Genomic DNA, 23,482 nt, shown 5'->3' with positions numbered 1-23,482 from the left:
GTCCTGTACGTCGGCGCCGGCGTCGGCGTCGACCTCGGCGTCGGCGTCGGCGTCGGCGTCGGCGTCGGCGTCGGCGTCGGCGTCGGCGTCGGCGTCGGCGTCGGCGTCGGGCAGGGTGCGGCTCGCGGCCTCGCGCGCCAGCTCCAGGGAGGCGGCGGCGGGCAGCACCGGCTCGCCCGCGACCCGGTGGTCGCGCAGGAAGAAGTCCTCCGCGGTGAGGGTGGATTCGAAGACGGCGAGGGCGTCCCCGTCCGGCGCCTCGCGGTGGAGCAGCGGGTGCCGGGGCGGCGTGGACGCCCCGGTGTGCCGGTCCGCACTGGCGCGCGGGGAGGCGTCGGCGGGCTCGTCGCCGATCCAGTAGTGGTCGCGGTCGAAGGCGTGCGTGGGCAGCGGGACGCGGCGCGGCCGGGGCCCGCCTTCGTGGTGCGCCTCCCAGTCGACGCGGGCACCGCGCACCCAGGCAGCCAGGACGTCCTCCGCCGCCGCGCCGGGGCCGTGACCCTCGGTGTCCCCGGCATCCCGCTCGGCGCGGCCGCGCAGGACGGCGGGCGAGGTGTCGTCGCCTGCCACGACGTCTTCGAGGAGCGCGGTGAGGGAGGCGACGCTCGTCACCGGCAGGCCGAGCCGCTCGGGCAGTTCCGCGCGGCCCACCTGTGTGGTGTACGCGATGTCCCGCAGGTCGGCGTCGGCCGGCCGCTCCTGCCGAAGGTGGTCGAGTAGGCGCTGGGCCTGACGCTGCAGTTGGGGGGTGTTGCGGGCAGACAGGACCACCATCGAGGTCCCGTCGGCGCCCCGGCTGCCCGCGTCCGGCGCGGCCCCGGCTCGCGGGAACTCCTCGACGACGACGTGGGCGTTGCTGCCGCCCGAGCCGAAGCTGCTGATCCCGGCCAGGCGGGCGGGGCGCCTGTCGAGGTCCCAGTTGGAGAGCCGGGTCACGACGGAGAACGGCGAGGCGTCCAGGTCGATGTGCGGGTTGGGGCGCTCGTAGTGCAGCGAGGCGGGGAGCTGCCGGTGCTGGAGGGCGAGGACCGTCTTCAGCAGTCCGGTGATGCCCGCGGCGGCTTCCAGGTGGCCCAGGTTCGTCTTCACCGAGCCGAGCGCGCAGAGGGCGTCGCTTCCGGCGAACGCCTTGGTGAGCCCCTGGACTTCGATGGGGTCGCCGAGCGCGGTGCCGGTGCCGTGCGCCTCCACGTAGCCGATGTCGCGTGCGCTCACGCCCGCGTCGGCGAGAGCGGCTTCGACGAGGCTCGCCTGGAGGGCGGCGCTGGGCACGGTCAGGCCGCCCGCCCGGCCACCGTGGTTGGTGGCGCTGCCTTTGATGACGGCGTGCACCGTGTCGCCGTCGGCGAGCGCGGCGGCGAGCGGCTTCAGGAGCAGGGCGACACCGCCCTCGGAGCGCACATAGCCGTTCGCCGAGGCATCGAAGGTCTTGCACCGCCCGTCGGGCGACAGCATGCCCGCCTGGTGGTAGGCGACGCTGTTGGCCGGGTGGCAAAGCACGTTGACGCCGCCGACCAGGGCTGTGTCGCACTCCCCCGCGCGTAGCGCGCGCAGGGCAGTGTGCACGGCCACGAGTGAGCTGGAGCAGGCTGTGTCGAGTTGCACGCTCGGGCCGCGCAGGTCGAAGAAGTACGAGACGCGGTTGGCGATGACGGCCATGGAGGTCGCCAGGCCACTGTGCGCGCGCACGGGGAGGCCGATGGTGTCCATGAGGCGCTGGTAGTCCGAGCCACTGGCGCCGACGAAGACACCCATCCGCGTACCCGAGACACCGCTCGGCGCGTATCCGGCGTCTTCCAGGCAGGCCCAGGCCAGCTCGAGAGTCCAGCGCTGCTGCGGGTCCATATGCCGCGCCTCGTACGGGGTGACGCGGAACAGGCCCGCCTCGAACGCCCCGGCGTCGGCGACGAAGCCGCCCCGGTCGATGGCGGGGTGAGTGTCGGGTCCGGTTCCGTCAGGCCACTGCCAACGCCCCTCGGGCAGGGTGCCGATCGCGCTGCCGCCGGAGGTGAGCAGCCCCCACAGTCCGGCGCGGTCCTCGATGCCGCCGGGCAGCCGACAGGCGGTGCCGATGATCGCCACGTCGCGGGATTCGTCGGAGCGCCCGGGCCGCGTGGGCGCGGCGGAGGGCGGGGCGTCCGGCGCGTGGCCTGCTTCCTCGTCGCCGCGATCTTCCGGGCCTCTGAGATCTTGCAGATAGGAAACGATCAGGGCGCCGGTGTTGTGCTCGAAGAAGAAGAGCGGGGCGAGCGCGATTCCGTATCGGGACTCGATCTTTTCCTGAAGATCCAGAAGCCCCGCCGAGTCGAATCCCAGCTCGAAGAGGGGGCTTTCCAGAGGGTGCTCGATTCCCTCGTAGTCACCGCCGAGTATCGCGTCGAATAGGTCGCGTATCTCCTCCTCGAGTTTTCCGTTCGACGGAATGAGGACCGCTGCGGGCTTCTGTCCTTCGCTATGGAGGTTTCGCACTCGTTCCCGGCGGTTCGACAGATCGTAGACGACGAGTACACCATTTCCCTCGTTGACCAGATCGCCCGGCCGATATCCCGGCACGAGCGCGCGGATCTCGGCGCCGTGCAGTTGGTGCATGCGCAGGACGGTGTCCAGGCAGCGGCCCTGAACGTTCGTCGCGCGTATGTACGCGGCCAGCTCTGCGTCTGGATGCCGGCTGAAGTCCCGGCACCGGGTCACACCGACAGCGGTTTGCACAAACGGTTCCCCTTCGGCGCACATCAGCAGGTGCTCCAGCAGCATGTCGCCGAAACGGAGGCTCTGCTTCGAGGGGTCGACGTTCAGCGAGAGGACTTGCGCGACCGGGCCCTCGGGCCGGTGCAAACAGTCGGCGGTGTCGAAGGTCACGGAGAACACGTCGTCCGGACTCCCGATGCGCTGGGAGTAGATGACCGCGTGCACCACGCCCTCGGACTCGACGACGAACTGACCGACGGGATAGGAGATAAGGCGCCGCCGGATGATTTTCGGGGAGACACGCAACGGTTCGGGCCAGCACAACTCCTCGAGTTCGAGAAGACGCGGCATGTCGGAGAGGCGGGCATGCCGAATTACGTCATAGCTCTGCTGAACCATGTGCATGTACGCCCCGTCCCCCGTGCCCAGCATTTTCGACCGTCGTGCAGCTGCCTACCAGCCTACTCGTTGACGACTGTCACCCAACGCTGCGTTATGAATTGACCAGCTGTCAAGCATCGATTCTCCACGCCTCCTCCGCCATCACCAGTTCCGCTTGAGAACTCACTGGTGACCCGAAGATCCAGTGGGTGCGAGTTGCGGGGACGGAGCCATGAGCCGGTGGCCGCAGCGGCTCGAAATATTACCTCAGCACTCCGGGCCCCCCTCCGGTGTCACGTCGGGGGCGGGGCGCTTAGGGTAGCCCTCGCCCGCGCATCAGTCGTGCGCGAGCACCGTCGGCAGGACTGGGCACCACCCGGCCGGCCGTCGCCACTGGCACGATGGGGAGAAGAGGCAAGGTGATGGCAGCTACCGGCAGCGCCTGGGTCCGGCGGTTCCATCCGGCACCGGAGACGCGCGACCGCGTCGTCTGCTTCCCGCACGCGGGCGGCTCGGCGACGTACTACTTCCCGTTCTCGGCCGCGCTCTCCCCGGCGGCGGACGTGCTGGCCGTGCAGTACCCCGGTCGGCAGGATCGCTTTCAAGAACCGTGCGTCACGGATATCTCGACCCTCGCGGACCAGCTCACCGATGAGCTCGAGCGCTGGGCCCACAGACCGCTGACGTTCTTCGGGCACAGCATGGGCGCCACGGTCGCCTTCGAGGTGGCCCGGCGTCTGGAGGCACGCGGTGTCGTCCTGCGCGGTCTTTTCGTGTCCGGGCGGCGGGCGCCGTCACGGCAGCGCGAGGAGCATGTGCACCTGCGCGACGACCAAGGGCTCGTCGAGGAGCTGCGGCGGCTGAGCGGCACCGACTCGGAGCTGCTCGCCGACGAGGCGGTCCTGACCATGGTGCTGCCCGCCATGCGCGGCGATTACCGCGCCATCGAGACGTACCACTACCGGCCCGGGCCGCCCTTGAACTGCCCGGTCCTCGCGCTGACCGGCGACAGCGACCCTTTGGTCGAGGTCGCCGAGGCCAGGGCTTGGGCGCAGCACACCGTGGCGCCGTTCCAGTTGCGTGTCTTCCCTGGTAGTCACTTCTTCCTCAGCGATCACACCGAGTCGATCGTGCGGGAGATCACCGACCACCTCGGCGCCACTGCCCCGGGCTGCTGACCCTTCCGCCTACTGGCGCACACGACCGCAACTGACAGCACACAGAGAACGAGGAGTGGGAGCGCTGGAGCTCGACGAGTACGCGTCCTTCGACGCGGTGGGGCTGCGTGAGCTGATACGGACGCGCCAGGTGACCGCGGCCGAGGTCGAGGACTGCGCGCGGCTCGCCTTGAAGCAGGCCGACGACGATCTCAACGCCCTGACGCAGCCGCCGTTCGACCCGTCCCTCGCCCATGAGCCCGAGGGCCCCTTCGGCGGGGTGCCGTTCGTCATCAAGGACAGCGGGCCCTTCGCGCAGGGTGTGCCCTTCACTCTCGGCAGCCGTGCCCTCGAAGGCGCCTACGCGCTCGCCGACCACGACCTGATGGCCCGGTTCCGCGCCGCGGGCCTGGTGGCGCTCGGGCAGAGCACCGCGCCGGAGTTCGGCCTGAACTTCGCGACCGAGTCGGTGCGCTACGGCCCGACGCGCAACCCCTGGAACCCCAAACGCGGCGTGGGCGGGTCGAGCGGCGGGGCGGCCGCCCTGGTCGCGGCAGGCGCGGTGCCGTTGGCGCACGCGAGCGACGCGGGCGGGTCCATTCGCGTCCCGGCCTCGTCGTGCGGCCTCGTCGGGCTCAAGCCGGGCCTCGGGCGCACGCCGTGCGGGCCGACCAGCGGAGAAGTCGCCTTCGGGCAATTGGTGGAGTTCGCGGTCACACGCACCGTGCGGGACACCGCCCACCTCCTGGACGCCGTCTGCGCGCCCGCCGTCGGCGACAAGTACCAGGCGCCGCCACCCGCCCGGCCATATGCCCAGGCCATCCGCGCCGACCCCGGACGGCTGCGGATCGCCCTGACCACCGAGCCGTGGACGGGCGGCACCGTGGACCCCCAGGTCGCCGACGCGGCGGTCACCGCGGGCCAGGTCCTGGAGTGGATCGGCCATGCGGTGACCGAGGCCGGGCCGGACGTCGACGGCCACGCCGTCATCGAGGCCGCGATGCTGACGGTCGTCACCACCGGCGGCGCCGTACTGCGCGGCGCACCCCGCAGGCCCGACCCCGCGAAGCTGGAAGCGGTCTCGCGGCGTCTACTCACTGAGACCGAGGAGTTCACGCTGCTCGACGTGATGGCCGCGACGCAGGCGCAGAACGAGGTGACGCGGTCCCTCGGACGTTTCTTCCAGGAGTACGACCTGCTCCTGACGCCCACGCTCGGCCGTCTGCCCGCGCCCCACGGGACACTCGACTACGACCACGACGGGCACTCGGCGCGCTCGTGGCTGCACCGCCTGTTCACGTACGGTCCCTTTACCGCCACGTTCAACGTGTCGGGCCACCCGGCGATCAGCCTCCCGCTGGGCCAGAGCCGCGAGGGCCTGCCCATCGGCGTGCAGATGGTTGCCACGCACGGCGCTGAGGACCTGCTGCTCCAGGTGGCCGCGCAGCTGGAGCAGGCCGTTCCCTGGCGGGACCGCACCCCTCTGATCTACGTCGGCTGAGCGCGCCGCGGACTCTCCGGGGTCGGGGCCGACGCTCGCCCCCTCGGTCCGTCAGACGACTGTCCCGCCCGCGTGCGGATCAGCCGCTGGTGCACCTTCACCGTGGCGAAGCGGCCGGCGGCGACGGAGTCTGTACGGAGAATGACATAACTCTCCAAGTGAAAGTGGCACTTGATGACTGATGTGACGAATGACATCGAGGCCGGTGAGGCCGCCGTGAGTGCCACGAGTGGCGCGGACCACGAGCTGATGTCCGAGCCGGCGCCCCGGGCTCAGGCAGGTGGGGTAGAGCTCACTGGGGAGAGTGGCCTGCGGCACCGTGCGTTCCGGGCCGTTTCCGTGCACCGCCGGTCGAGGCGGCCAGGGCTGCGGCAGGTACTTCCCGCTCCGGTCGTGGACGAGGGGGCCTGGTGATCGGGGAGCTGCTGCCGGAAAAGGTCGTGACCGTCTGGCGGACAAACGACGACGAACCGGTTTCCCTCTTCCCTGAGGAGAAGGCGGTGATTGCGCGTGCGGTGGACAAGAGGAGGCGGGAGTTTTCGACGGTGCGGCTCTGTGCGCGGGTCGCGCTGAAGGAGCTCGGGGAAAGGGAGTTGCCGCTGACGCCGGGAAAGCGTGGGGAGCCGCGATGGCCACACGGAATAGTGGGGAGCATGACCCATTGTGCGGGCTATCGGGCAGCGGCCCTGGCCCGTTCGGCGGATGTGGTGTCGCTCGGTATTGACGCGGAACCCGCGGAGCCACTGCCTGGCGGTGTCCTCGATGCCGTATCGCAAGCTGAGGAAAGACGCGGGCTCGCCGAGCTCGCGAAGCAGGCGGCCCATGTGCCTTGGGACCGGCTGTTGTTCAGCGCCAAGGAGAGTGTCTTCAAGGCCTGGTACCCATTGACTCGACGGGAACTGGGATTCACCGAGGCGAGTGTGGACTTCGCCCTTGCGACCGGAACATTCACCGCACGGCTCTTGGTGCCGGGGCCCGTGGTCAATGGAAAACACCTGAGCGTCCTCACCGGGCGCTGGGCCGTGCGGGACGGGATCGCGCTGACCGCGATCGTTCTGCCCCGGCCTCTGCTGCCGGGAGACCGGCAACCGGGGTGACCCGGAGACGACCGTGCATTGGTCGGCAGACCTGAGCGCCTCGGGCGGGGCGGCGCTGTTGTCGCCGCCCCGGAGCCCCAGCCAGGTGAGCTGGGATCGTTTCGCAGGCCGCGACCACCCCGATACCGGAGGCGGTGCCCGCGAGGCGGCACCCATTCCCTCCAGGAAGGCCCCCCATCCCGAAGAGGGCAGGGCCGTCAGAGTTCGTGCACGTGAAGGTGGCTGGTCGGGGCGTGACCAGTACGACTGGTGGCCGCTCGGGAGTTGTTCACGAAGTTGGTGGTGCTGCTGAACAATTGCCGACGACGTTGTACTCCTTGGAGCACGGACCACCAACGACCGGAGGCGAACGATGCGTGAGCCGTTCACGGCGGCGATCTCTGCGCTGGTGGTGCTGGCGCTCGCCCTGACCGGTTGCTCCCACCAGTCCTCCGACGGACGCGGACAGGGGGCAGCGCCGCGGTCAACCGCCTCCCCTCCCTCCAGTTCTCCAGCGACGAGAGCTGCCTCCCTCGGTGTTGAAGCGGCACCCGAGGTCTGCCAGAGCGTGGACATGGCAGCGCGCAACCAGTTGATTGCCATGGCCCTGGCCATCGGCGGCGAGAAGAAGAGCGACTCCGTGGTGCGGGCCGATGCTGCGGAGACCTACCGCAACTTCGCTGACGATCTACTGCTGGTCGCGCCACGCGCCGATGGGAACCTGCGGCCGGCACTGACGAAGTGGGCAACCGCCAGCACTGCGGTAGCGCGTCACATCGCCGAGCAGAAGCCTCGGGCCGGCCTCGTCATCGACTTCGGGCCCACGGAAAAGCAATGGGACGGTGCGCAGAAGACCGCCGAGAGGATATGCGGGCAGGACCTTCCTGCCCTCGATCGATAATCTCTTCCTGTTTACGCCATGATGATGCCGTCTCCAGACGGCGCCGAAGGGTATCTGCCCATGCGCGATGAATGCTGGTTCACGAACCACGAAGCTTCCGCTCTCGGACCCCTCCCGGATTCCGTTGGCTTTTCTCCGCCCATGACAGCTCCACGCAGATGGATCCTCGCGATCGCCGCCGCGATGACGATGGCAGGCTGTTCGAGTTCCCCGGAGTCCGCTTCCCCGGAATCCGCTTCCCCGGAGGCCGCGCCCCCGGCATCGGCCCCCGCTTCGTCCAGCACACCGACCACACGGCCAAGCGCCACGGTAACCTCGGCCTTCTGCCTTGATCTGTCGACCTTCCAGGTCGGTGTCATCGCCTACAGCGCCGAAGTGGGTGCGGCGATCGAAGGGGAGCCGCTGGACTTCAAAGAACTGCGGAGGAAGGCCGCCTTGATCGCCAACATGGGTGAGACGATGCAGGCGAGCGCGCCGCCGGACGTGGCCAAGCACTTCCGTACGGTACTCAAGGCGATCGATACCTCGGCAAGCAATCTGAAGTCAGGCGCCACGGCGCGTGATGTCGTGGATCCCGTGTACGGCGAGCGCAACCGTCCCGCCTTCGACGCGGTGAACGACTACGAATGCGGCGCCGCGTCCTCCCAGGGCAAAGCATGAAGACCGCCGGCAGGATCACCACGCAGTGGCTCGCGTGCTCGTCGTTCGACCGCGAGTGTCCGCACGCCCCAGCTGCCCTACCTCCAAGCCTTCGTCCACGGCGTTGAACTCGACCGCGCAGCCGATATCACTCTCCCACACCACGGCCTGCCCACCGACGAGCCCTCGGTCACGTCACCCGCTCCTGGGGCGACTCGCTCACCAGGCATTCCCTACTCCGAGCGCGTCCTCGCCGACACCGCCGCAGCCGTGCTGGCCGACATCCTCGACGCCACCCGCGGTCGCACCACGCTCCTGGTCACTCGCGACCCAGGAATGCGGGCCTCTGATCATTCTTATCCGCAACGGCTGGGAGGCGACGAAGTCCGGCCTCAACGACCGTGAGGCGCGAGCGGACGCCCTCCCGTTCGACATCCGAGGCGGTCTGCGCCCTCCGGGCGCCTGCGCGGCTGCGGCGGCCGGCCGGCGTGCGGGCGTCGGGCGGGGGCCGCCCGCGCAGCGGGAGTTCGGACGGCCGCCGCGCCTTGGCTAATCTGCGTGGATGACCGTCGACCTGACCCTGCTGCCGCGTGTCGCCTATCGCGGACAGGAGGTCACCGCGCCCCGGCTCCGTGGTCTCCTCGCGCTGCTGGCGGGCGACGTGCGCACGGGCTGCAGTACCGAGCGGCTGGTGGCGGGGCTGTGGCCGGACGAGTTGCCGGAGCGTCCGGGAAGGGCGCTGCAGGTCCTGGTGTCCAGGGCGCGGGCGCAGCTGGGCGCCGATGTCCTCGCCAGCACGCCGACCGGATACCGGCTCGTCCTCGCCGAGGACCAGGTCGACAGCTCCGCCCTGTTGCTGCACGCCGCCGCGAGCGCGGCCCGGGCCAGGGCCGGGGACCACGCGGGGGCGCTGGCCGCGGCCGAGGCCGGGCTCGCGCTGTGGGAGGGCACCCCTGACCGGGCCGGCGACACCGACGACCCCGTGGCCGCGCTACGCATCGAGCGCGCCCCCGTCCGCGGCACGCTCGTACGCGCGCAGGCGCTCGCGCTCGCCCGCCTCGGACGGCACGCGGAGGCGGCCGGGCCGCTGGCCGTGGCCGCCGCGGAGTATCCGCGCGACGAGGAGGTGCTCGCCGAGTTGCTGCGCGGCCAGGCGGCGACGGCGGGCCCGTCCGCCGCGCTGACGCGGTACGAGGCGTACCGCCGTGAGCTCCGCGACGAACTCGGCACGGATCCGGGCGCAGGGCTCAAGGCCGTCCAGCGGGAGCTCCTGCGCGGCGAGGCGGTCGTGGTCCGGCACGGTGTGCCGCACGAGCCGAACCCGCTCCTCGGCCGGGACGAGGACATGGCGGCGGTGCAGCGGCTGCTGCGCGCCTCCCGCGCCGTCACCGTCGTCGGTCCCGGCGGACTCGGCAAGACCCGGCTCGCGCACACCGTCAGCCGCCGGGCCGAGCAGCGCGTGGTGTATTTCGTGCCGCTCGCCGGCGTCACCGCGGACGCGGACGTGGCCGCGGAGGTGGCCTCCGCGCTCGGCGCGGGCGAGGGACGGCCCGGCGCCGTGAGCGGCTACGCCGGGGCCGACCCGGTGTCCGGCATCCTCGGTGTGCTCGGCTCCGGGCCCGCACTGCTGGTGCTGGACAACTGCGAGCAGGTCGTCCGGGGCGCCGCCGACCTCGTGCGGGCCCTGGTCTCGTCCTCGAAGGACCTGCGGGTGCTCGCCACCAGCCGGGCCTCGCTCGGCCTGACGTCGGAGGCGGTGTACGCGCTGCCGGAGCTCGCTCTCCACACCTCCGTCGAGCTGTTCACACAGCGGGCCCGGGCCGCCCGGCCCGGCGTGGAGCTGCCGCCGGACGCGGTGGCCGAGCTGTGCCGCCACCTCGACGGACTGCCGCTCGCCGTGGAGCTGGCCGCGGCGCGGGTGCGGGTGCTCTCGGTGCCGGAGATCGCCCGCCGCCTCGGCGACCGGTTCGCGCTGCTGCGCGGCGGAATGCGGGACGTGCCGGAGCGCCACCGCACGCTGCACGCGGTCGTGGACTGGAGCTGGAACCTGCTCGACGAGGACGCCAGGGCCGCGCTGCGCACACTGTCCGTCTTTCCCGGCGGCTTCACCGGTGAGGCGGCGGAGCAAGTGCTCGGCGAGGACGCGCTGTTCCTTCTGGAGCAGTTGGCCGATCAGTCGCTGCTCACCGTCGCCGACACCCCGGCCGGCGTGCGGTTCGGGATGCTGGAGACCGTACGGGAGTTCAGCGCGGTCCGGCGCGCGGAGGCGGGCGAGGAAGAGGAGGCCGTCGGCCGGTTCCTCGCCTGGGCGCGGGACTTCGGGGTCACCTACCACGACTGGTTCTTCGGCTCGGAACCGCGGGTCGCCTGGGAGCGGATCAGGGCCGAGCAGGACAACCTCGTCCTGGCCCTGCGACACGCCCTGGCCCGGTCGGACGGCCCCACCACCGCCGCACTCACCGCCGTCCTCGCCGCCCTGTGGTCCATCGGCTCCAGCTACCCCCGCCTCACCACCCTCGCCGCGGACACCGGCCCCCCGCTGTCGCACTACTACCCCGAGCCCGAATACGTCGAAGTCGCCCGCGCCGCCGCGGTGATGTGCACGGGGAGCCTGTTCATGGGCTACGGCCCGCACGCCGTACGCCAGCTCGTCACCCTCCGGCGGCTGCCCCCGGCTCCGCCGGACACGCTGCTGCGCGCCATCGCGGTGGTGCTGAGCGCGGTGCCGGAGATGCTGCCTCCCGACTACGAAGTGCTGCGGAAGCTCTGCGACAGCGAGCAGTCGCTGCTCGCCGGCGTCGCCGAGTGCGTCGCCACCTACGTCTGGGAGCACGAGCACGACACCGACCGCGCGCTCGCCTCGGCACGCCGGATCATCGACGCGCCCGCGCCGGTCGACAACCCGTTCCTGCAGGTCATGGGCCACGCCCGGCTGAGCGAGCTGTGCTTGCAGATGGAGCTGGGCGAGGCCGCGTACGGGCACCTCAAGTCGACGCTCGAGGCGCTGCTGCGACTCGGTGACGAGCACGACTCCATCGGCGTCCGCGGGAGCCTCGTCCTCGCCTGCCTGCAGCGCGGCGACCCCGACGAGGCCGAGTACTGGCTGCGGCGGGCGGAGGGCTACAGCACCTCGCAGCAGGACGACCTCCACAGCCCCGGCCTCGGCGGACGCGCGGAGATCGCGCTCACCCGCGGACTGACGGAGGTCGGGCTCGGCTTGTGGCGCAGCGCCGCGGAGGGGATGGCCAAGGCCGGCCCGATGTACAGCGGCGACCCCTTCCTCGACCGTTGGGTGCTGCAGATCCAGTCGGCGGCGGTGACGGCGCACGCGCACGCGGGACGGCTCGAGCTGGTCGCGGAGCCGCTCGACCGGCTGCGGAAGGGGCTGCGGGCCCTGCTCTCCGGTCCGCCCGGCTCGCCCATGGAACTCCCTGTGGCGGGGACGGTGCTGCATGCGCTGGGCATGGCGGGGCTCGCGTCCGGCGACGCCTCCGCCGTACGGATCATCGCGTTGGCCGAACGGCTTCGGGTGCTGCGTGAGTTCTGTCCGACGATGTCGGCGGCCCGCGCCCGGAAGGCGGCAGAGGACGCTGACAGGGCGGCGTACGCCGACGCGGTGTCGGAGTACGCCGCTCTGGAGCGGGACGAGCTGCGGGAGGCGGCCCGCGCTGTCATGGCGGTTACTTCGAATCGCGGTTGAACAACGCCGTCGACCAGCGGTAGCCGAGCGCGGTGAGGCCGACGCACCAGGCGATCGCGATCCACCCGTTGTTGCCGATCTCGGTGCCGAGCAGCAGGCCGCGCAGGGTCTCGATGGCCGGCGTGAACGGTTGGTACTCGGCGATCGGCTGGAACCAGCCCGGGATCGCGTCGATGGGGACGAAGGCGCTTGAGATGAGCGGGAGGAGGATCAGCGGGTACGCCATGTTGCTGGCCGCCTCGGGGTTCGGGCTGGCCATGCCCATCCCGACCGCGATCCAGGTGAGCGCCAGGGTGAACAGCGCGATCAGCCCGAACGCCGCCAGCCACTCCAGGGCTGTGGCGTCGGTGGACCTGAAGCCGATGGCCACGGCGATGGCACCGACGAGGACCAGGCTGGCGAGCACTTGCAGCACGCTGCCGACGACGTGCCCGACGAGCAGAGACCCGCGGTAGACCGCCATCGTGCGGAAGCGGGCGATCAGGCCCTCGGTCATGTCCATGGAGACGGAGATCGCGGCCCCGATCACGGTACTGCCGACGGTCATCATCAGGAGCCCCGGGACGAGATAGGCGATGTAGTCGGAGCGGTCGGCGCCCCCGCCACCGATGCCCGCGCTCATCACGCCTCCGAAGACGTAGACGAAGAGCAGCAGCAGCATGATCGGCGTGAGCAGCAGGTTCAGGGTCATGGACGGGTAGCGCCGGACGTGCAGCAGGTTGCGGCGCAGCATGGTGTTCGAGTCGCGGACGGCGAGGGAGAAGGCGCTCATCAGACGGTCTCCTTGGGCCGGCTGGGCCGGCCGGGGACGTGGGCGTCGCTGCCGGTCAGGGCGAAGAACACGTCGTCGAGGTCGGGGGTGTGCACCGTCAGCTCGTCCGCCTCGACGCCGGCCGAGTCCAGCCAGTCGAGGATCGAGCGCAGCTCGCGCTGGCTGCCGTCACTGGGGATCTGCAGCGCCAGGGATTCGTCGTCCCTGGTCGCCTCGCGCAGGGCGACGGCGGCGGACCGGTACGCGGCCGGGTCGGAGAACCGCAGCCGCACGTGCCCGCCCGGGATGAGCCGCTTCAGCTCGTCCGCACTCCCCGCGGCGGCGATCTTGCCGTTGCTCAGCACCGCGATGCGGTCGGCGAGTTCGTCGGCCTCCTCCAGGTACTGAGTGGTGAGGAAGACGGTGACGCCGTCGGAGACGAGCTCGCGGATGATCCCCCACATGTTGTGGCGGCTGCGCGGGTCGAGGCCGGTGGTGGGTTCGTCGAGGAAGATGATCCGAGGGTTGCCGACCAGGGTCATGGCGAGGTCGAGGCGGCGTTTCATGCCGCCGGAGTAGGTGGAGACGGGCTTCTTGGCGGCCTCCACCAGGTCGAAGCGCTCGAGGAGTTCGGCGGCGGTGTGGCGGCCCGCAGTGCGGGAGAGGTGATGAAGGTCCGCCATGAGGTGCATGTTCTCCTCGCCGGTGATCAGGCCGTCGACGGCGGAGAACTGCCCGGTGACGCCGATCGCGGCCCGCACGGCCTGCGGGTCGGTGGCCAGGTCGTGGCCGCCGACGTGCAGGTCGCCGGCGTCGGCGGTGACGAGGGTGGAGAGGATCTTGACGGCGGTGGTCTTGCCTGCGCCGTTCGGCCCGAGCAGTGAGAAGACGGTGCCGGCCGGCACCGTCAGGTCGATGCCGTCGAGGACCGTCTTGTCCCCGTACGCCTTGCGCAACCCCTTGGCCGCGATGGCGGGCAGGTGCGATGTCGTTGTCGTCATGCCGCAGAGGTTGCGGCAGGGCGCATTCAGCGCTGTTTCACGATGCTTTCAGGGCCCTGAAACCGGTCGGCGGAGGGAACGGGCACGTCGTCCAGGCTCGCCCGCGAGGGCGCGCTCAGCTGTCGGACCATGTCCCGAGGCCACCTGGAGGGCCAGAGCGGAGGTCGAGGGCATCGAGGGCACACGGACGGCAGCGAGGGCCTCGCCTTCTCCGCTCATTGACGGGTCCTGCGTGCCTGCCGGACGAACACCTCGCCCAGGGTGCCCACGAACATGCCCAGCGAGCCCACGTCGGCTTCGGCGGAGCACTTCTGACCGCGCCTGGCCGTAGCGATCATCACACCGCCGGCTGCCACCGCGTCGCCACCACCACCCGGTACCGCCGCAGCATCCCCGTGCAGCGGCTGCCGACGCACTGGGACTGGCGGGTGATGCATACGGGAGCAGGTGAGCGCTGTGGTCGTGACACGCACAGCGTCGGCGTCGGCGGCTCCAAGCGGGCACCGGCGCCGACGACGCTGCGCTTCAGGGGGCAGGGCGTCAGGGTCAGGACAGGGGTCACTCACCCGGCCTGATGCGCCCGCGCCAGGCACCGGACTCGCCGCCGCGTCCCTCGATGTACTCCTTGAAACGCTGCATGTCGCCCTTCACCCGCCGGTCGATCACGCCCAGCATGTCACCGGTCTTCTCCGCGATGCCGGTGGGCTCGACGTCCATGACGAGCTCGACCCGAGTGTGCGTGTCGTCCAGGCGCTGGAAGCGGACCATGCCCTTCTGACTGGTGTCACCCGTGGTGGTACGCCACGTGATGCGCTCGTCGGGGAGTTGGTCGACGATCTCGGTGTCGAACTCGCGCTTCACTCCGCTGACGTTGGTGGTCCAGCGGTTGCGGCGCTCATCGAGTTGCCTGACTTCCTCCACTCCCTCCATGAACTGCGGGAACTTCTCGAACTGGGTCCACTGGTTGTAGGCGGTGTGCACAGGAACGTCGACTTCCACCGTTTCCTTGACCGTGCTCATCTGGCAACCTTCCTCTCCACTGAATTCGTCGCTGCCAACGCCGATGACCGGCCCGCGGCCCCGGCACGCCGAAGCGAGTACCCGAAGATCAGCCGTATAACGTCCGGTCAGCGCTCGGGCAGACCGTTGTGGCCGTGGCGGCGCATCTGCTGACCGGTGAGTCGTGGCGGGGCACGGCCGCCCGGTTCCAGCAGCACAATGGCGAGCATGAACACTGCTCGGGATCTGTTCGTCATCACCCTGGAAGTGCCGTCCGGCCGACCGATCACGCAAGGCGACGTCTCCTTGGCCCTCGCGGGCGCCGAACTCGTCGATCTCCGCGACGCGCACGCCCTGCGCCTGGACGGCGACCGCATCGTCCCCCTCGACGATCACGCCGACGGCACGAACGCCCTCACGGCGCAGGCCTCCGCCCAACTCGTCACAGAGCCGCCGTACGAGACGGTGGAGCAATGGCTCTGGCGGCGGGGCCGCGGGCTGGCCGGCTCCTACGCCGATGACCTCGCCGCGCGGACAGCAGGCGACGCCCGCGGTGGTCTCCTGCCCCGATTCCTACGCCACTTCGGTCTCACCCGCTCCCAGGAGCCCCCCGTCCGGCCACGCCACGAAGCCACAGACCGTCAGGTACCGGACGACTCCGTTCTGGCCGCCTTCGCCGGCACTCTCGGAATCGGTCAAGCCGCGCCGCCAGAACCCACCGAACCCACCGAACCCACCGAACCCACCGACATGACCACGGCCGATCAGGCGGACGACGTCGGGCTCATTCTCGCCGTGGTGAGCGACGCGCTGATGGAGCTCGAGGCCGAACGTCAGCGACGCCGGATCGAACAGGATGCTTACGACAACGTGTGGCGCGCGCCCTGACTCCCAGGTACTGCCGCACTCGCGGTGCCGCGCACCGGTGTTGGGTTGAGGCGGGGCCGGGAGAGGGTCCACATGCGGGTAGGGTCCATCGGCATGCGCACAACACCTCTCGGCATACGACGGGTCAGCCTCCGCGCCGTGCTCGAGGCGCTCCGGGACGCCGCCCGCGTTCTGGAAGGGGGCCGCCGGTGAACACCCCGCGCTGGGTCACCCCTCGCCGCCTGGGGGCCGCCGCCGCGATCTACGGCGTCTTCGTTTCGGGCTGGTACCTGGGGCAGCCTGTGACCCCCGAATGCCGCGTCGACCAAGCCGCCCTCGACCGGATCACCGAGGAGTACGAAACCGAACCGTCCTCCACGCCCACTCCGACGCGGACGGCGTACCCGCCACGGTACGACTCGGAGACCCTCCTCCCGCGCGACCCGACCCCGGAGCCGTTCCACGACCTGCCCAGGGTCGCCGACGACAGGCTGTCCGTGACGGTCAGGTCCTACGCCGTCGCCTGCGCCAACGACATGAGCGAACGCCCCCGTCTTCAAGGGTGGTTCGAGGGCCACTGGTGGTAATGAGGTGGCGTGGCCCGGCGTGTCCGCCGACGCGGGCGACGACCTCGTGTCGTGGGACACTCCCCGGATGCCTGCCTGGATAACCCTGCGCCGTCTCGGCGCCGCCACCACTCTGTACGCCGTGTTCCTGGCCGGGTGGTGGCTGGGCCAGCCCGTACGCTCCGACGGCTGCCTGGAGGACGGGGCAGCCGCCGGGGCGGACGGTCGTCCCACATCCGTGGAGCCGGCCGACCCCGGCCGGTACCTCGCGAGCCTCGACCTCGACTTCGGACTCCTCGACTGGGCAGACGACTTGGACGGCTACCGCGACGGCGAGTACGGTCCCAGCGCCTACGGACACGACCTGCAGGGAGCGCTCGAAGCGCACGTCACGTCCGGTGCGACTTACACTCCTTGCTCCTACAAGAAGCGCGCCCGCCTCCTGGCGTGGATCAACGGCGACTGGGCCTGACGGTCGAAGAGGCGCCCACGCATGCCTCAGTGGCAGCTCACGGGCGGGGAGTGCGCACGGGCGCGGAGGCCTCCTGGACGGCCCTCTCGGCGCTACCGGGTCTCGGCCGGGACCAGGTGGTCGCCAGGGATACCGGACTTCTCCGGGCGGTAGTAGTCCCTGATCCCGTCCGCCCAGGTGGACACCCGGATGCGGTCCTCCCCGTCCGGGCCGAAGGCCTGGAAGAGCGCCTCGATGTTGGGCCGTTGGAACCCGATCGCGATCATGAGCGAGACGAACTCGGCGCGGGCGACGAAGCCGTCGCCGTCCGGATCGCCCATCGCGGCGAGCGCTTCCGCGAACTCGTCCACGGTGGCGTCGAACCGTTGCGGATTGAGGACGACGGAGGTGAACTCCTCCGGGCTGACACGGCCGTCGCCATTCGCGTCCAACTCGTTCAGCAGCGTTTCCCCGTAACGGCGGAAGGCACCGGCGAGCCGGTTCGCGGTTGCCTCCTGGGCATCCGGTACCGCGGCCACGACGCGATCGCTCATCAAGTCGAAGTCGGAGGCCTCCAGGTATCCGTTCCCGTCGGCATCGAAGAGGGAGAAGACCAGCTCGATACGGTCGGTCGCCTCGGTGGTGGGCGTCATGGTGCACCCCTGCCTTTCCTGATGGAACGTCTTCGGCGAGTTGCTCGCCGGGACCCTGACCCGGCGGCTGACTCACTCTCCAGGAAGCGCGACCACTCCGGCAGGGAAGAGCGGCAGTGTGCACACGAACGGGGGGACTCTCCTCTCATCCGCGCATGAAGCGGGGTGGGTCTGGACATCACCGCGGCCATGACACCCATGCAGGACACCTGCGCGGACAACCAGGCGTTGATCCCGACCGTCCCGTTGGTTGTTTGATTCCGGCGTGCTCCGGTCGCTTTCATGACTACGGCCCGAGCGTCCCGTCGTGAGGAATCCTCATGCCTGATCAAGACCGTCTCCACGTTCGCACTGCCGAGTTCGCGCGGGTGGCCGAGCGGATCGAGCATGTCACCACGCTCACCTCACGGTTCAACGTCCTGCCCTTCGACGACAAGGCCTCCCGCGCGACCCTGTTGTCCGAGATCGTCGGCAAGCAGGTCCCCGACTCCGTCACCGTCTACCCGCCCTTCTACACCGACCACGGGCTCGGGATCGACTTCGGCGAGCACGTCTTCGTCAATCAGGGCTGCACCTTCCTGGACCAGGGCGGCATCCACCTGGGCAACGGCGTTCTGATCGGTCCGAAGACCAATCTCATCTCCTCCGACCACCCCCTCTCGGCGAGCGATCGAAGCGAATTCATCACCCGGTCACCCGTCACGATCGAAGCCAACGCATGGCTCGGCGCGGCGGTGACGGTCCTCCCCGGCGTCACGATCGGACGCGGTGCCGTGGTCGGCGCCGGAGCCGTCGTCGCGAAGGACGTTCCCCCCAACACCCTGGTGACCGGGCCGGCCGCGTTCGCGCGCAAGGAATGGCACGAGTGAGCCGTCAGCGGTGCGGGCAGCCACGGCCCGGTGGCCCGACCGCAAGACCGGGCGGCCGAGACGGTGTGGGGCGAGGTCGTCAGCCGGTGCGACGGCCGCTGCTCGCGCGTACTTCGAGGTGGTGCGGGATCACGATGTCGAGGGGCGCCACATTGGAGGCCGGGCTGTATATGCGATCGGCGAGGCACTGCAGGGCCCGCTCGGCGATCTGTCGCTTGTCAGGCGCCACGGTCGTCAGCGGCGGGTTGGCGTACCGCCCGTCCTCGATGCCGTCGAAGCCCACGACGGCCAGCTCCCCCGGGACGCTCAGACCACGCGCGTGAGCGACGTGCAGTGCGCCCAGGGCGAGTTCGTCTGTGAACGCGAAGACCGCGTCCGGCCGGGCCGCCGCGTCGTCCGACCGGGCCGCGGCGTCCAGCAGTGCGGTCATCGCTTCCGCTCCGTCCTTGCGGTGCAGGGTCGTCACGGGCTGCTCCAGGGCGGGGTCGGGATTCATCCCGGCGCGCTGGAGGGCCCTGCGGTATCCCTCCAGGCGCTGCCGGGCCGTCTCGTTCCGCAGATGCGGCTGCGGACCGATCGCCGCGATGTGCCTGCGGCCCGACTCAAGAAGGTGGGTCGTGGCCTCGTCGGCCGCGAGAACGTTGTCGACGGCGACACGATCGGCCAGCCCGTGCGGCTGCCGCTCGCCCAGGAGGACGACGGGCACGTCACGGGACCGGTCGGTCAGTTCCTCCGGTCCGAGGGCCCAGGGGCTGATGATCAGGCCGTCGACCAGTCGGCCGCCGGCCCCGTCCAGGAGCCGCTGCTCCGCCTCCGGGTCCCCGAACGTCTGGTCGATGACGACGGTCCACGAGCGGTCCTGGGCGGCATGGACGATGAGGCTGGCGAGTTCGCCGAAGTACGGCGAGTAGAGCTCCGGGATGGCCAGGCCGATCAGGCCGGTGCGTCCGGCTCGCAGATTGCGGGCGGCGACGTTCGGCCGGTAGCCCAGTTCGTCCAGGGCGGCCTGGACTCGGACCCGTGTTTCCTCCGCCACCGAAGCCGAGCCGCTCACGACGTTGGACACGGTGCGGGTGGAGACCCCCGCCAGGGCCGCGACATCCTTCAGACGACTACTCACAGCCGACATCCTCGCATGTCACGGTAACGGTCACCAGAATCTTCCAACAAGCTATTGCAACGTCGCATTCAACGTCGCAACATGGTCGCACTCCGCACTCCGCACTCCACCCAGCGCAAGGAGGCGCACCATGAACGTGCCCGTCTTCCCCGGCATCGACGTCGTCGACCTGGACGTCGACGTGTCCGAAAACGTGAAATCCCTGTACACGGACGGCATCACCGCGCGTAAGGGCGCGTTCACTCCGCAGTGGGCCGACCAGCTCGGCGAGGATGTCGACAAGGCGTTCGAGGAGGCCCGCTCCCGCCCCGGCGGCGCGGTCGGTCGCGGGCCGAACCGCTACTACGTCGAGATCCACCCCGAGCAGATCAGGGGCTTCGTGGACCTCGTCGACCATCCCTGGGTGCGTTCCCTGTGCACCGCGACGCTCGGGCCGGACTACCGCATCGTGGAGCTCGGCTTCGACGTCCCGTTGGAGGGCGCCGTGAACCAGCCCTGGCACCGCGACTTCCCCATGCCCGAGGAGACCCGCCGCGAACGGCGCCTCACCTCCCTGGCCTTCAACGTGACCACCGTCGACACCGAGGAGGACATGGGCCCCTTCGAGATCGCTCCCGGCACTCAGTGGGACGACAGCGATGAGTTCGAGCACGGCATGTTCCCGCCCCGATCGCACTACGGCCGCTATGCGGAGCGGGCGGTGCGCAAGTACCCGCAGCGCGGTGACATCTCGGCGCGGACGGCCCTGACCGTTCATCGGGGCACCACCAATCACTCCGCGAAGCCCAGGCCCGTGCTGGTCCTGGGCGTGGACGGGCCGGAGGCGACGAACGGCGACCGGCACGACACGGCGGTCACCCGGGCCTACTGGGCGGCGCTGCCGGACCGGGTGCGGCGCCACCTGGACTGCCCGATCGTGGACGAGCTGACGCCGGTGACGCAGAAGCACACCATCGAGGGTCTGGTCATGGGCGATGCCTGAGACCGTCACGGCCACCCCCGCGACCACCCGCACCGGGGCGTCCGGCCGGCAGCCGACCCAGGTCTACGCGGTCGCGGCGGTGTCCGCTCTGGGCGGCCTGCTCTTCGGTTACGACACGGGCATCATCTCGGGCGCCCTGCTCTATCTCCGCGAGGACCTGGGGCTGTCCTCGCGGGGGCAGGAGATCGTGGTCAGCGTGATCCTGGTCGGTGCTATGGTCGGCGCCCTGTGCTCCGGTCGTCTCGCCGGACGCTTCGGACGGCGCCGGGTGATCCTCTGGGTGGCGGCGGTCTTCGGCGCGGGCGCACTGGGTGCCGCCCTGGCGCCGGGAACCGGGACCCTGATCGCCGCTCGGTTCGTGCTCGGCCTGGCCGTGGGCGGTGCGTCCAACATGGTTCCCGTCTACATCGCCGAGCTGGCCCCCGCGGCCATCCGCGGCCGCCTCATGGTCCTCTTCCAACTGACGGTGGCCATCGGGCAGTTGATCGCCTACCTCTGCGGTTGGCTGTTCGCAGGCAGCGGTGGGTGGCGGATCATGTTCGGGCTCGCCGTCATCCCGGCGGTGGTACTGGCGGTCGGCATGCTCAGACTGCCGGAGAGCCCTCGATGGCTCGTCGAGCACGGGCACGAGGACGTGGCGAGGGCCGTACTGCGACGCCTTCGCCCCCGCGACGCGGATGTCGCGGCCGAGATCAGCAGTATCCGCGAGGTCTCCGTCGCCTCTCCCCGCGCCGACCGTCGTGCGCTCACCCGGCCCTGGGTCCGGCCGGCCCTGGTCGTCGCCCTGGGCGTGGCCGCCTTCTCCCAGCTGACCGGGATCAACGCCGTCGTCTACTACGCCCCGACGATGCTGTCGGACGCCGGGTTCGGCGACTCGATCGCGCTGCTCACCGGCATCGGCATCGGCACGATGCTCGTCGTCGCGGGTGTCACCGGCGCGATCGCGGTGGACGCGCTCGGTCGGCGCCGCACGATGCTCTGCTTCGTACCGCTGTCGGGGCTGGCGATGACGGTACTCGGAGCCGCCTTCCTGATGGACGACTCCCCCGCCCAGCGCTGGACCGTGATCGCCGCTCTGTTCGCCTACATCCTCTTCAACGGCATCGGCATGCAGTCGGTCGTCTGGCTCATCGCCCCCGAGATCCTTCCGCTGAGCGTGCGCGGCCCCGCGACGAGTCTGGCCACCCTCACGGTCTGGGGGTTCGACCTGCTGATCGCGGTGACCGCGCTGAGCACGATCAACGCCGTCGGGCGGTCGGGAACGTTCTTCATTTACGCCGCGATGAACGTGCTGTGCGTGATCTTCGTGGTGTTCAAGGTTCCCGAGACCCGCAACAGGTCGCTCGAGAGCATCGAGAAGGCGCTACGGGCCCCCGGCAGTCTGCGGCGCAATCTGACGGCGCGCACCTGACCGCGGCACCCGGCGCAACAGCCCCGCGCGAGGCACCGAGCCCGCACCCGGCCTTCGGCGAGCGGCCGGACTCACTCGATCAGGGCGTCCGCGGCGATGACCACGAGCCCGATCAACATGTCCACGGCCCCTGCGCGGCAGGAGGACAGCCAGCCGAGCCCCGCCGTGCGGGCTGCCGAGACTCCCAGACCGAACAGGCCGACGGTGTTGAGCAGCAGAGCCGCCTCGACCGCCGTGTCCTCCGTCCACCACTTCGCGACGGCGCCGAGCAGAAGCAGCACGGTGGGCAGCACGGCAGCCGGCAACGGCCATTCGGCGAGCACCGCCCGCAGTCTGCTGGGCCTGGCCGTCCCCTCGCCGGACGCACGCCGGGCGATGACATGCGCGTACCCGTGGGCGGCACCCGATGCCAGCGCGGTGAGGAGCACCCACAGCGCGTCCGGACCGGGGTCGGCCTCCTCGCCCGGTACATCCAGCGCGGCCACCATGGCGCTGGCCAGCACCAGGCCGTAGATGCCCCTGAACAGCAACCGCTCCGCCAGGTGGGGTGCGAGACCTCCCGTCGGTACGGTTCCCTCGGGCTGGAAGTGCTGGGCGTGGTCGGGCATCGCATGGCCTCGGTGCGGGAGGGGAAAGCGGTCGCCATATGCTCACCCGTACGTCGCCGACGCACACGCCGCCACGCGGGTCGGGACGCTCCGGCAACGCGTCGGGCGCGGCTTCGGCCCGCGCGAGCCGGGCGCCGCTAGCGCGCCGACCGCGGCTTGTCCGCGAAGACCCACCGGTTGCCCGCGAGGGCGTCGTTCTCCTCGGGCAGCGGGCCGCGGCCGTGCCGGTGAGTGAAGTCGAAGGGGGTGCGGACCGACGTGGACCAGCCGCTGTTCGCCAGATGGGCCGCGGAGTCGGGCCTCGGCTCTCTGCTGAACAGCGTGAGCAGGTCGATGCCGAGTTGCTGGTGCGTCGATCTGTACAGCGGGCTGTCGCGGTACTCCATCAAGTCCTTCTCCAGCTTGACCTCGAACGCCAGCGCGCTGCCCGCCGCACTCAGCCGGTCCACCGTGCTGATCAGGTAGGTCTCCGCCGCATTGGGCAGGTAGAACAGCAGGCCCTCGGCCAGCCACACGGTGGGCGCCACCGGGTCGAAGCCGGCTGCCGTCAGCGCGCCGACCCAGTCGGCGCGCAGATCGACCGCGACCGGTACACGCGTCGTCACCGGTGCCGCCGACAGTGCGCCCAGCACCTTGTGCTTGAACGCGAGGACACCGTCCCTGTCGATCTCGAAGATCACACAGTCGGGTGGCCAGTCGAGCCGGAAGGCCCGTGTGTCCAGCCCCGCCCCGAGCAGGACCACCTGGCGGGCGCCGCCGGCCCGGACCGACCGGAGGACGAAGTCGTCGAGCACGCGGGTCCGCAGCCCGAAATAGCGGGCGAAGCGTCCCCACAGCGGGCTCGCGTCCCCGTCCGGAGCCTGGTGCAGGCGGACCGGCCAGTGTGCGGACGCCGGGGCGGAGAGCACGAAGTGCTCCGCGTAGACGTCCTGGGCGAGGCTGTCGGGGCGGTGGGTCTCGATCGCCCGTGCCGCGGCGACCAGGAGGGCGGTGAGGCCGACCCCTCCCTCCACGCCGTCCCTGCCGTCGCTGCCGTCGCTGCCGTCCATGCTCTCCGCGCCGGTGCTGCGATGTGCCGTATCGGCCATGCGTTCTCCCCTGGTGCGAGTGGTACGAGTGGAGGCCGGCGTCCGAAGGGGACGGCAGCTCGGTTCGGACGCG

General features: G+C 70.6%; 21 protein-coding genes. 12 read left to right on the top strand and 9 right to left on the bottom strand.

The genetic code is table 11. The annotated features are described in order from the left end of the window. A partial coding sequence (locus ACFCZF_RS26800; protein WP_376673802.1) for a beta-ketoacyl synthase N-terminal-like domain-containing protein occupies positions 1-3,039 on the bottom strand: 3,039 nt, incomplete at its 3' end. Between the two features lie 452 nt (positions 3,040-3,491). Between ACFCZF_RS26800 and ACFCZF_RS26795 the strand changes: the two genes are divergently transcribed. The 6 genes from ACFCZF_RS26795 to ACFCZF_RS26770 all read left to right on the top strand — a co-directional run bounded on the left by ACFCZF_RS26795 (position 3,492) and on the right by ACFCZF_RS26770 (position 12,043). After that, positions 3,492-4,247, top strand: a complete 756-nt coding sequence (locus ACFCZF_RS26795; RefSeq protein WP_376673801.1) for a thioesterase II family protein — start codon at positions 3,492-3,494, stop codon at positions 4,245-4,247. A 55-nt stretch (positions 4,248-4,302) separates the two neighbouring features. Next, positions 4,303-5,727 (top strand): amidase, encoded by a 1,425-nt coding sequence (locus ACFCZF_RS26790; RefSeq protein ID WP_376673800.1) that lies wholly within the window; start codon positions 4,303-4,305, stop codon positions 5,725-5,727. 410 nt (positions 5,728-6,137) lie between these two features. Next, entirely contained in the window at positions 6,138-6,824 is a 687-nt protein-coding gene (locus tag ACFCZF_RS26785) for a 4'-phosphopantetheinyl transferase (protein WP_376673799.1), read from the top strand. Between the two features lie 352 nt (positions 6,825-7,176). Further along, positions 7,177-7,704 (top strand): hypothetical protein, encoded by a 528-nt coding sequence (locus ACFCZF_RS26780; protein WP_376673798.1) that lies wholly within the window; start codon positions 7,177-7,179, stop codon positions 7,702-7,704. A gap of 141 nt (positions 7,705-7,845) precedes the next feature. Continuing rightward, positions 7,846-8,364 carry a hypothetical protein gene (locus tag ACFCZF_RS26775; protein ID WP_376673797.1) on the top strand — a complete coding sequence of 173 codons (519 nt, stop codon included), beginning with the start codon at positions 7,846-7,848 and terminating at the stop codon, positions 8,362-8,364. Positions 8,365-8,905: 541 nt separating this feature from the next. Beyond that, positions 8,906-12,043, top strand: a complete 3,138-nt coding sequence (locus ACFCZF_RS26770; RefSeq protein WP_376673796.1) for a BTAD domain-containing putative transcriptional regulator — start codon at positions 8,906-8,908, stop codon at positions 12,041-12,043. On the opposite strand, the gene ACFCZF_RS26765 is transcribed toward ACFCZF_RS26770, so the two are convergent. The 4 genes from ACFCZF_RS26765 to ACFCZF_RS26750 form a co-directional block, all read right to left on the bottom strand. Beyond that, positions 12,024-12,815 carry an ABC transporter permease gene (locus ACFCZF_RS26765; protein ID WP_376673795.1) on the bottom strand — a complete coding sequence of 264 codons (792 nt, stop codon included), beginning with the start codon at positions 12,813-12,815 and terminating at the stop codon, positions 12,024-12,026. The genes ACFCZF_RS26770 and ACFCZF_RS26765 overlap by 20 nt on opposite strands. Continuing rightward, the gene (locus tag ACFCZF_RS26760) at positions 12,815-13,795 is read right to left on the bottom strand and encodes an ATP-binding cassette domain-containing protein (RefSeq protein WP_376673794.1); all 981 of its coding nucleotides are present in this window, start codon (positions 13,793-13,795) and stop codon (positions 12,815-12,817) included. The genes ACFCZF_RS26765 and ACFCZF_RS26760 overlap by 1 nt, the downstream gene beginning before the upstream one ends. A 215-nt stretch (positions 13,796-14,010) precedes the next feature. Beyond that, a complete protein-coding gene (locus ACFCZF_RS26755) occupies positions 14,011-14,151 on the bottom strand; it encodes a hypothetical protein (protein WP_376673793.1) in 141 nt (46 codons plus the stop codon). 202 nt (positions 14,152-14,353) lie between these two features. After that, positions 14,354-14,815 (bottom strand): SRPBCC family protein, encoded by a 462-nt coding sequence (locus ACFCZF_RS26750; protein ID WP_375908842.1) that lies wholly within the window; start codon positions 14,813-14,815, stop codon positions 14,354-14,356. A gap of 207 nt (positions 14,816-15,022) precedes the next feature. On the opposite strand from ACFCZF_RS26750, the gene ACFCZF_RS26745 reads away from it, so the two are divergent. The 3 genes from ACFCZF_RS26745 (at position 15,023) to ACFCZF_RS26735 (ending at position 16,699) form a co-directional block, all read left to right on the top strand. After that, positions 15,023-15,682, top strand: coding sequence for a GPP34 family phosphoprotein (locus tag ACFCZF_RS26745; protein WP_376673792.1), 660 nt, complete (start codon positions 15,023-15,025; stop codon positions 15,680-15,682). 188 nt (positions 15,683-15,870) lie between these two features. Next, positions 15,871-16,248 carry a hypothetical protein gene (locus tag ACFCZF_RS26740; RefSeq protein ID WP_376673791.1) on the top strand — a complete coding sequence of 126 codons (378 nt, stop codon included), beginning with the start codon at positions 15,871-15,873 and terminating at the stop codon, positions 16,246-16,248. 67 nt (positions 16,249-16,315) lie between these two features. Then, positions 16,316-16,699, top strand: a complete 384-nt coding sequence (locus tag ACFCZF_RS26735; protein ID WP_375908851.1) for a hypothetical protein — start codon at positions 16,316-16,318, stop codon at positions 16,697-16,699. A gap of 92 nt (positions 16,700-16,791) precedes the next feature. Here the strand turns inward: ACFCZF_RS26735 and ACFCZF_RS26730 are convergent, their stop codons facing one another. Continuing rightward, a complete protein-coding gene (locus ACFCZF_RS26730) occupies positions 16,792-17,331 on the bottom strand; it encodes an EF-hand domain-containing protein (RefSeq protein ID WP_376673790.1) in 540 nt (179 codons plus the stop codon). A 320-nt stretch (positions 17,332-17,651) separates the two neighbouring features. On the opposite strand from ACFCZF_RS26730, the gene ACFCZF_RS26725 reads away from it, so the two are divergent. Continuing rightward, positions 17,652-18,200, top strand: coding sequence for a DapH/DapD/GlmU-related protein (locus ACFCZF_RS26725; protein ID WP_376673789.1), 549 nt, complete (start codon positions 17,652-17,654; stop codon positions 18,198-18,200). A 79-nt stretch (positions 18,201-18,279) separates the two neighbouring features. On the opposite strand, the gene ACFCZF_RS26720 is transcribed toward ACFCZF_RS26725, so the two are convergent. Next, a complete protein-coding gene (locus tag ACFCZF_RS26720; protein WP_376673788.1) occupies positions 18,280-19,320 on the bottom strand; it encodes a LacI family DNA-binding transcriptional regulator in 1,041 nt (346 codons plus the stop codon). Positions 19,321-19,450: 130 nt separating this feature from the next. Here ACFCZF_RS26720 and ACFCZF_RS26715 point away from each other — a divergent pair, with 130 nt between their 5' ends. Together ACFCZF_RS26715 and ACFCZF_RS26710 are read left to right on the top strand one after the other, a co-directional pair. Beyond that, positions 19,451-20,302 (top strand): phytanoyl-CoA dioxygenase family protein, encoded by an 852-nt coding sequence (locus ACFCZF_RS26715; RefSeq protein ID WP_376673787.1) that lies wholly within the window; start codon positions 19,451-19,453, stop codon positions 20,300-20,302. Next, positions 20,295-21,713 carry a sugar porter family MFS transporter gene (locus ACFCZF_RS26710; RefSeq protein WP_376673786.1) on the top strand — a complete coding sequence of 473 codons (1,419 nt, stop codon included), beginning with the start codon at positions 20,295-20,297 and terminating at the stop codon, positions 21,711-21,713. Before ACFCZF_RS26715 ends, ACFCZF_RS26710 begins: the two co-directional genes overlap by 8 nt. Before the next feature lie 71 nt (positions 21,714-21,784). Here the strand turns inward: ACFCZF_RS26710 and ACFCZF_RS26705 are convergent, their stop codons facing one another. Together ACFCZF_RS26705 and ACFCZF_RS26700 are read right to left on the bottom strand one after the other, a co-directional pair. After that, positions 21,785-22,321, bottom strand: a complete 537-nt coding sequence (locus ACFCZF_RS26705) for a hypothetical protein (protein ID WP_376673785.1) — start codon at positions 22,319-22,321, stop codon at positions 21,785-21,787. A gap of 137 nt (positions 22,322-22,458) precedes the next feature. Continuing rightward, on the bottom strand, positions 22,459-23,409 hold the full coding sequence (locus ACFCZF_RS26700; protein WP_376673784.1) for a class I SAM-dependent methyltransferase: 951 nt from the start codon (positions 23,407-23,409) through the stop codon (positions 22,459-22,461). Positions 23,410-23,482: the final 73 nt, after the last annotated feature.

The organism is Streptomyces sp. NPDC056296 (genome assembly GCF_042268605.1).
Lineage (GTDB): Bacteria > Actinomycetota > Actinomycetes > Streptomycetales > Streptomycetaceae > Streptomyces.
The sequence above is the reverse complement of the archived record's forward strand: the minus strand, read 5'-3'. Positions and strand labels throughout refer to the sequence as shown.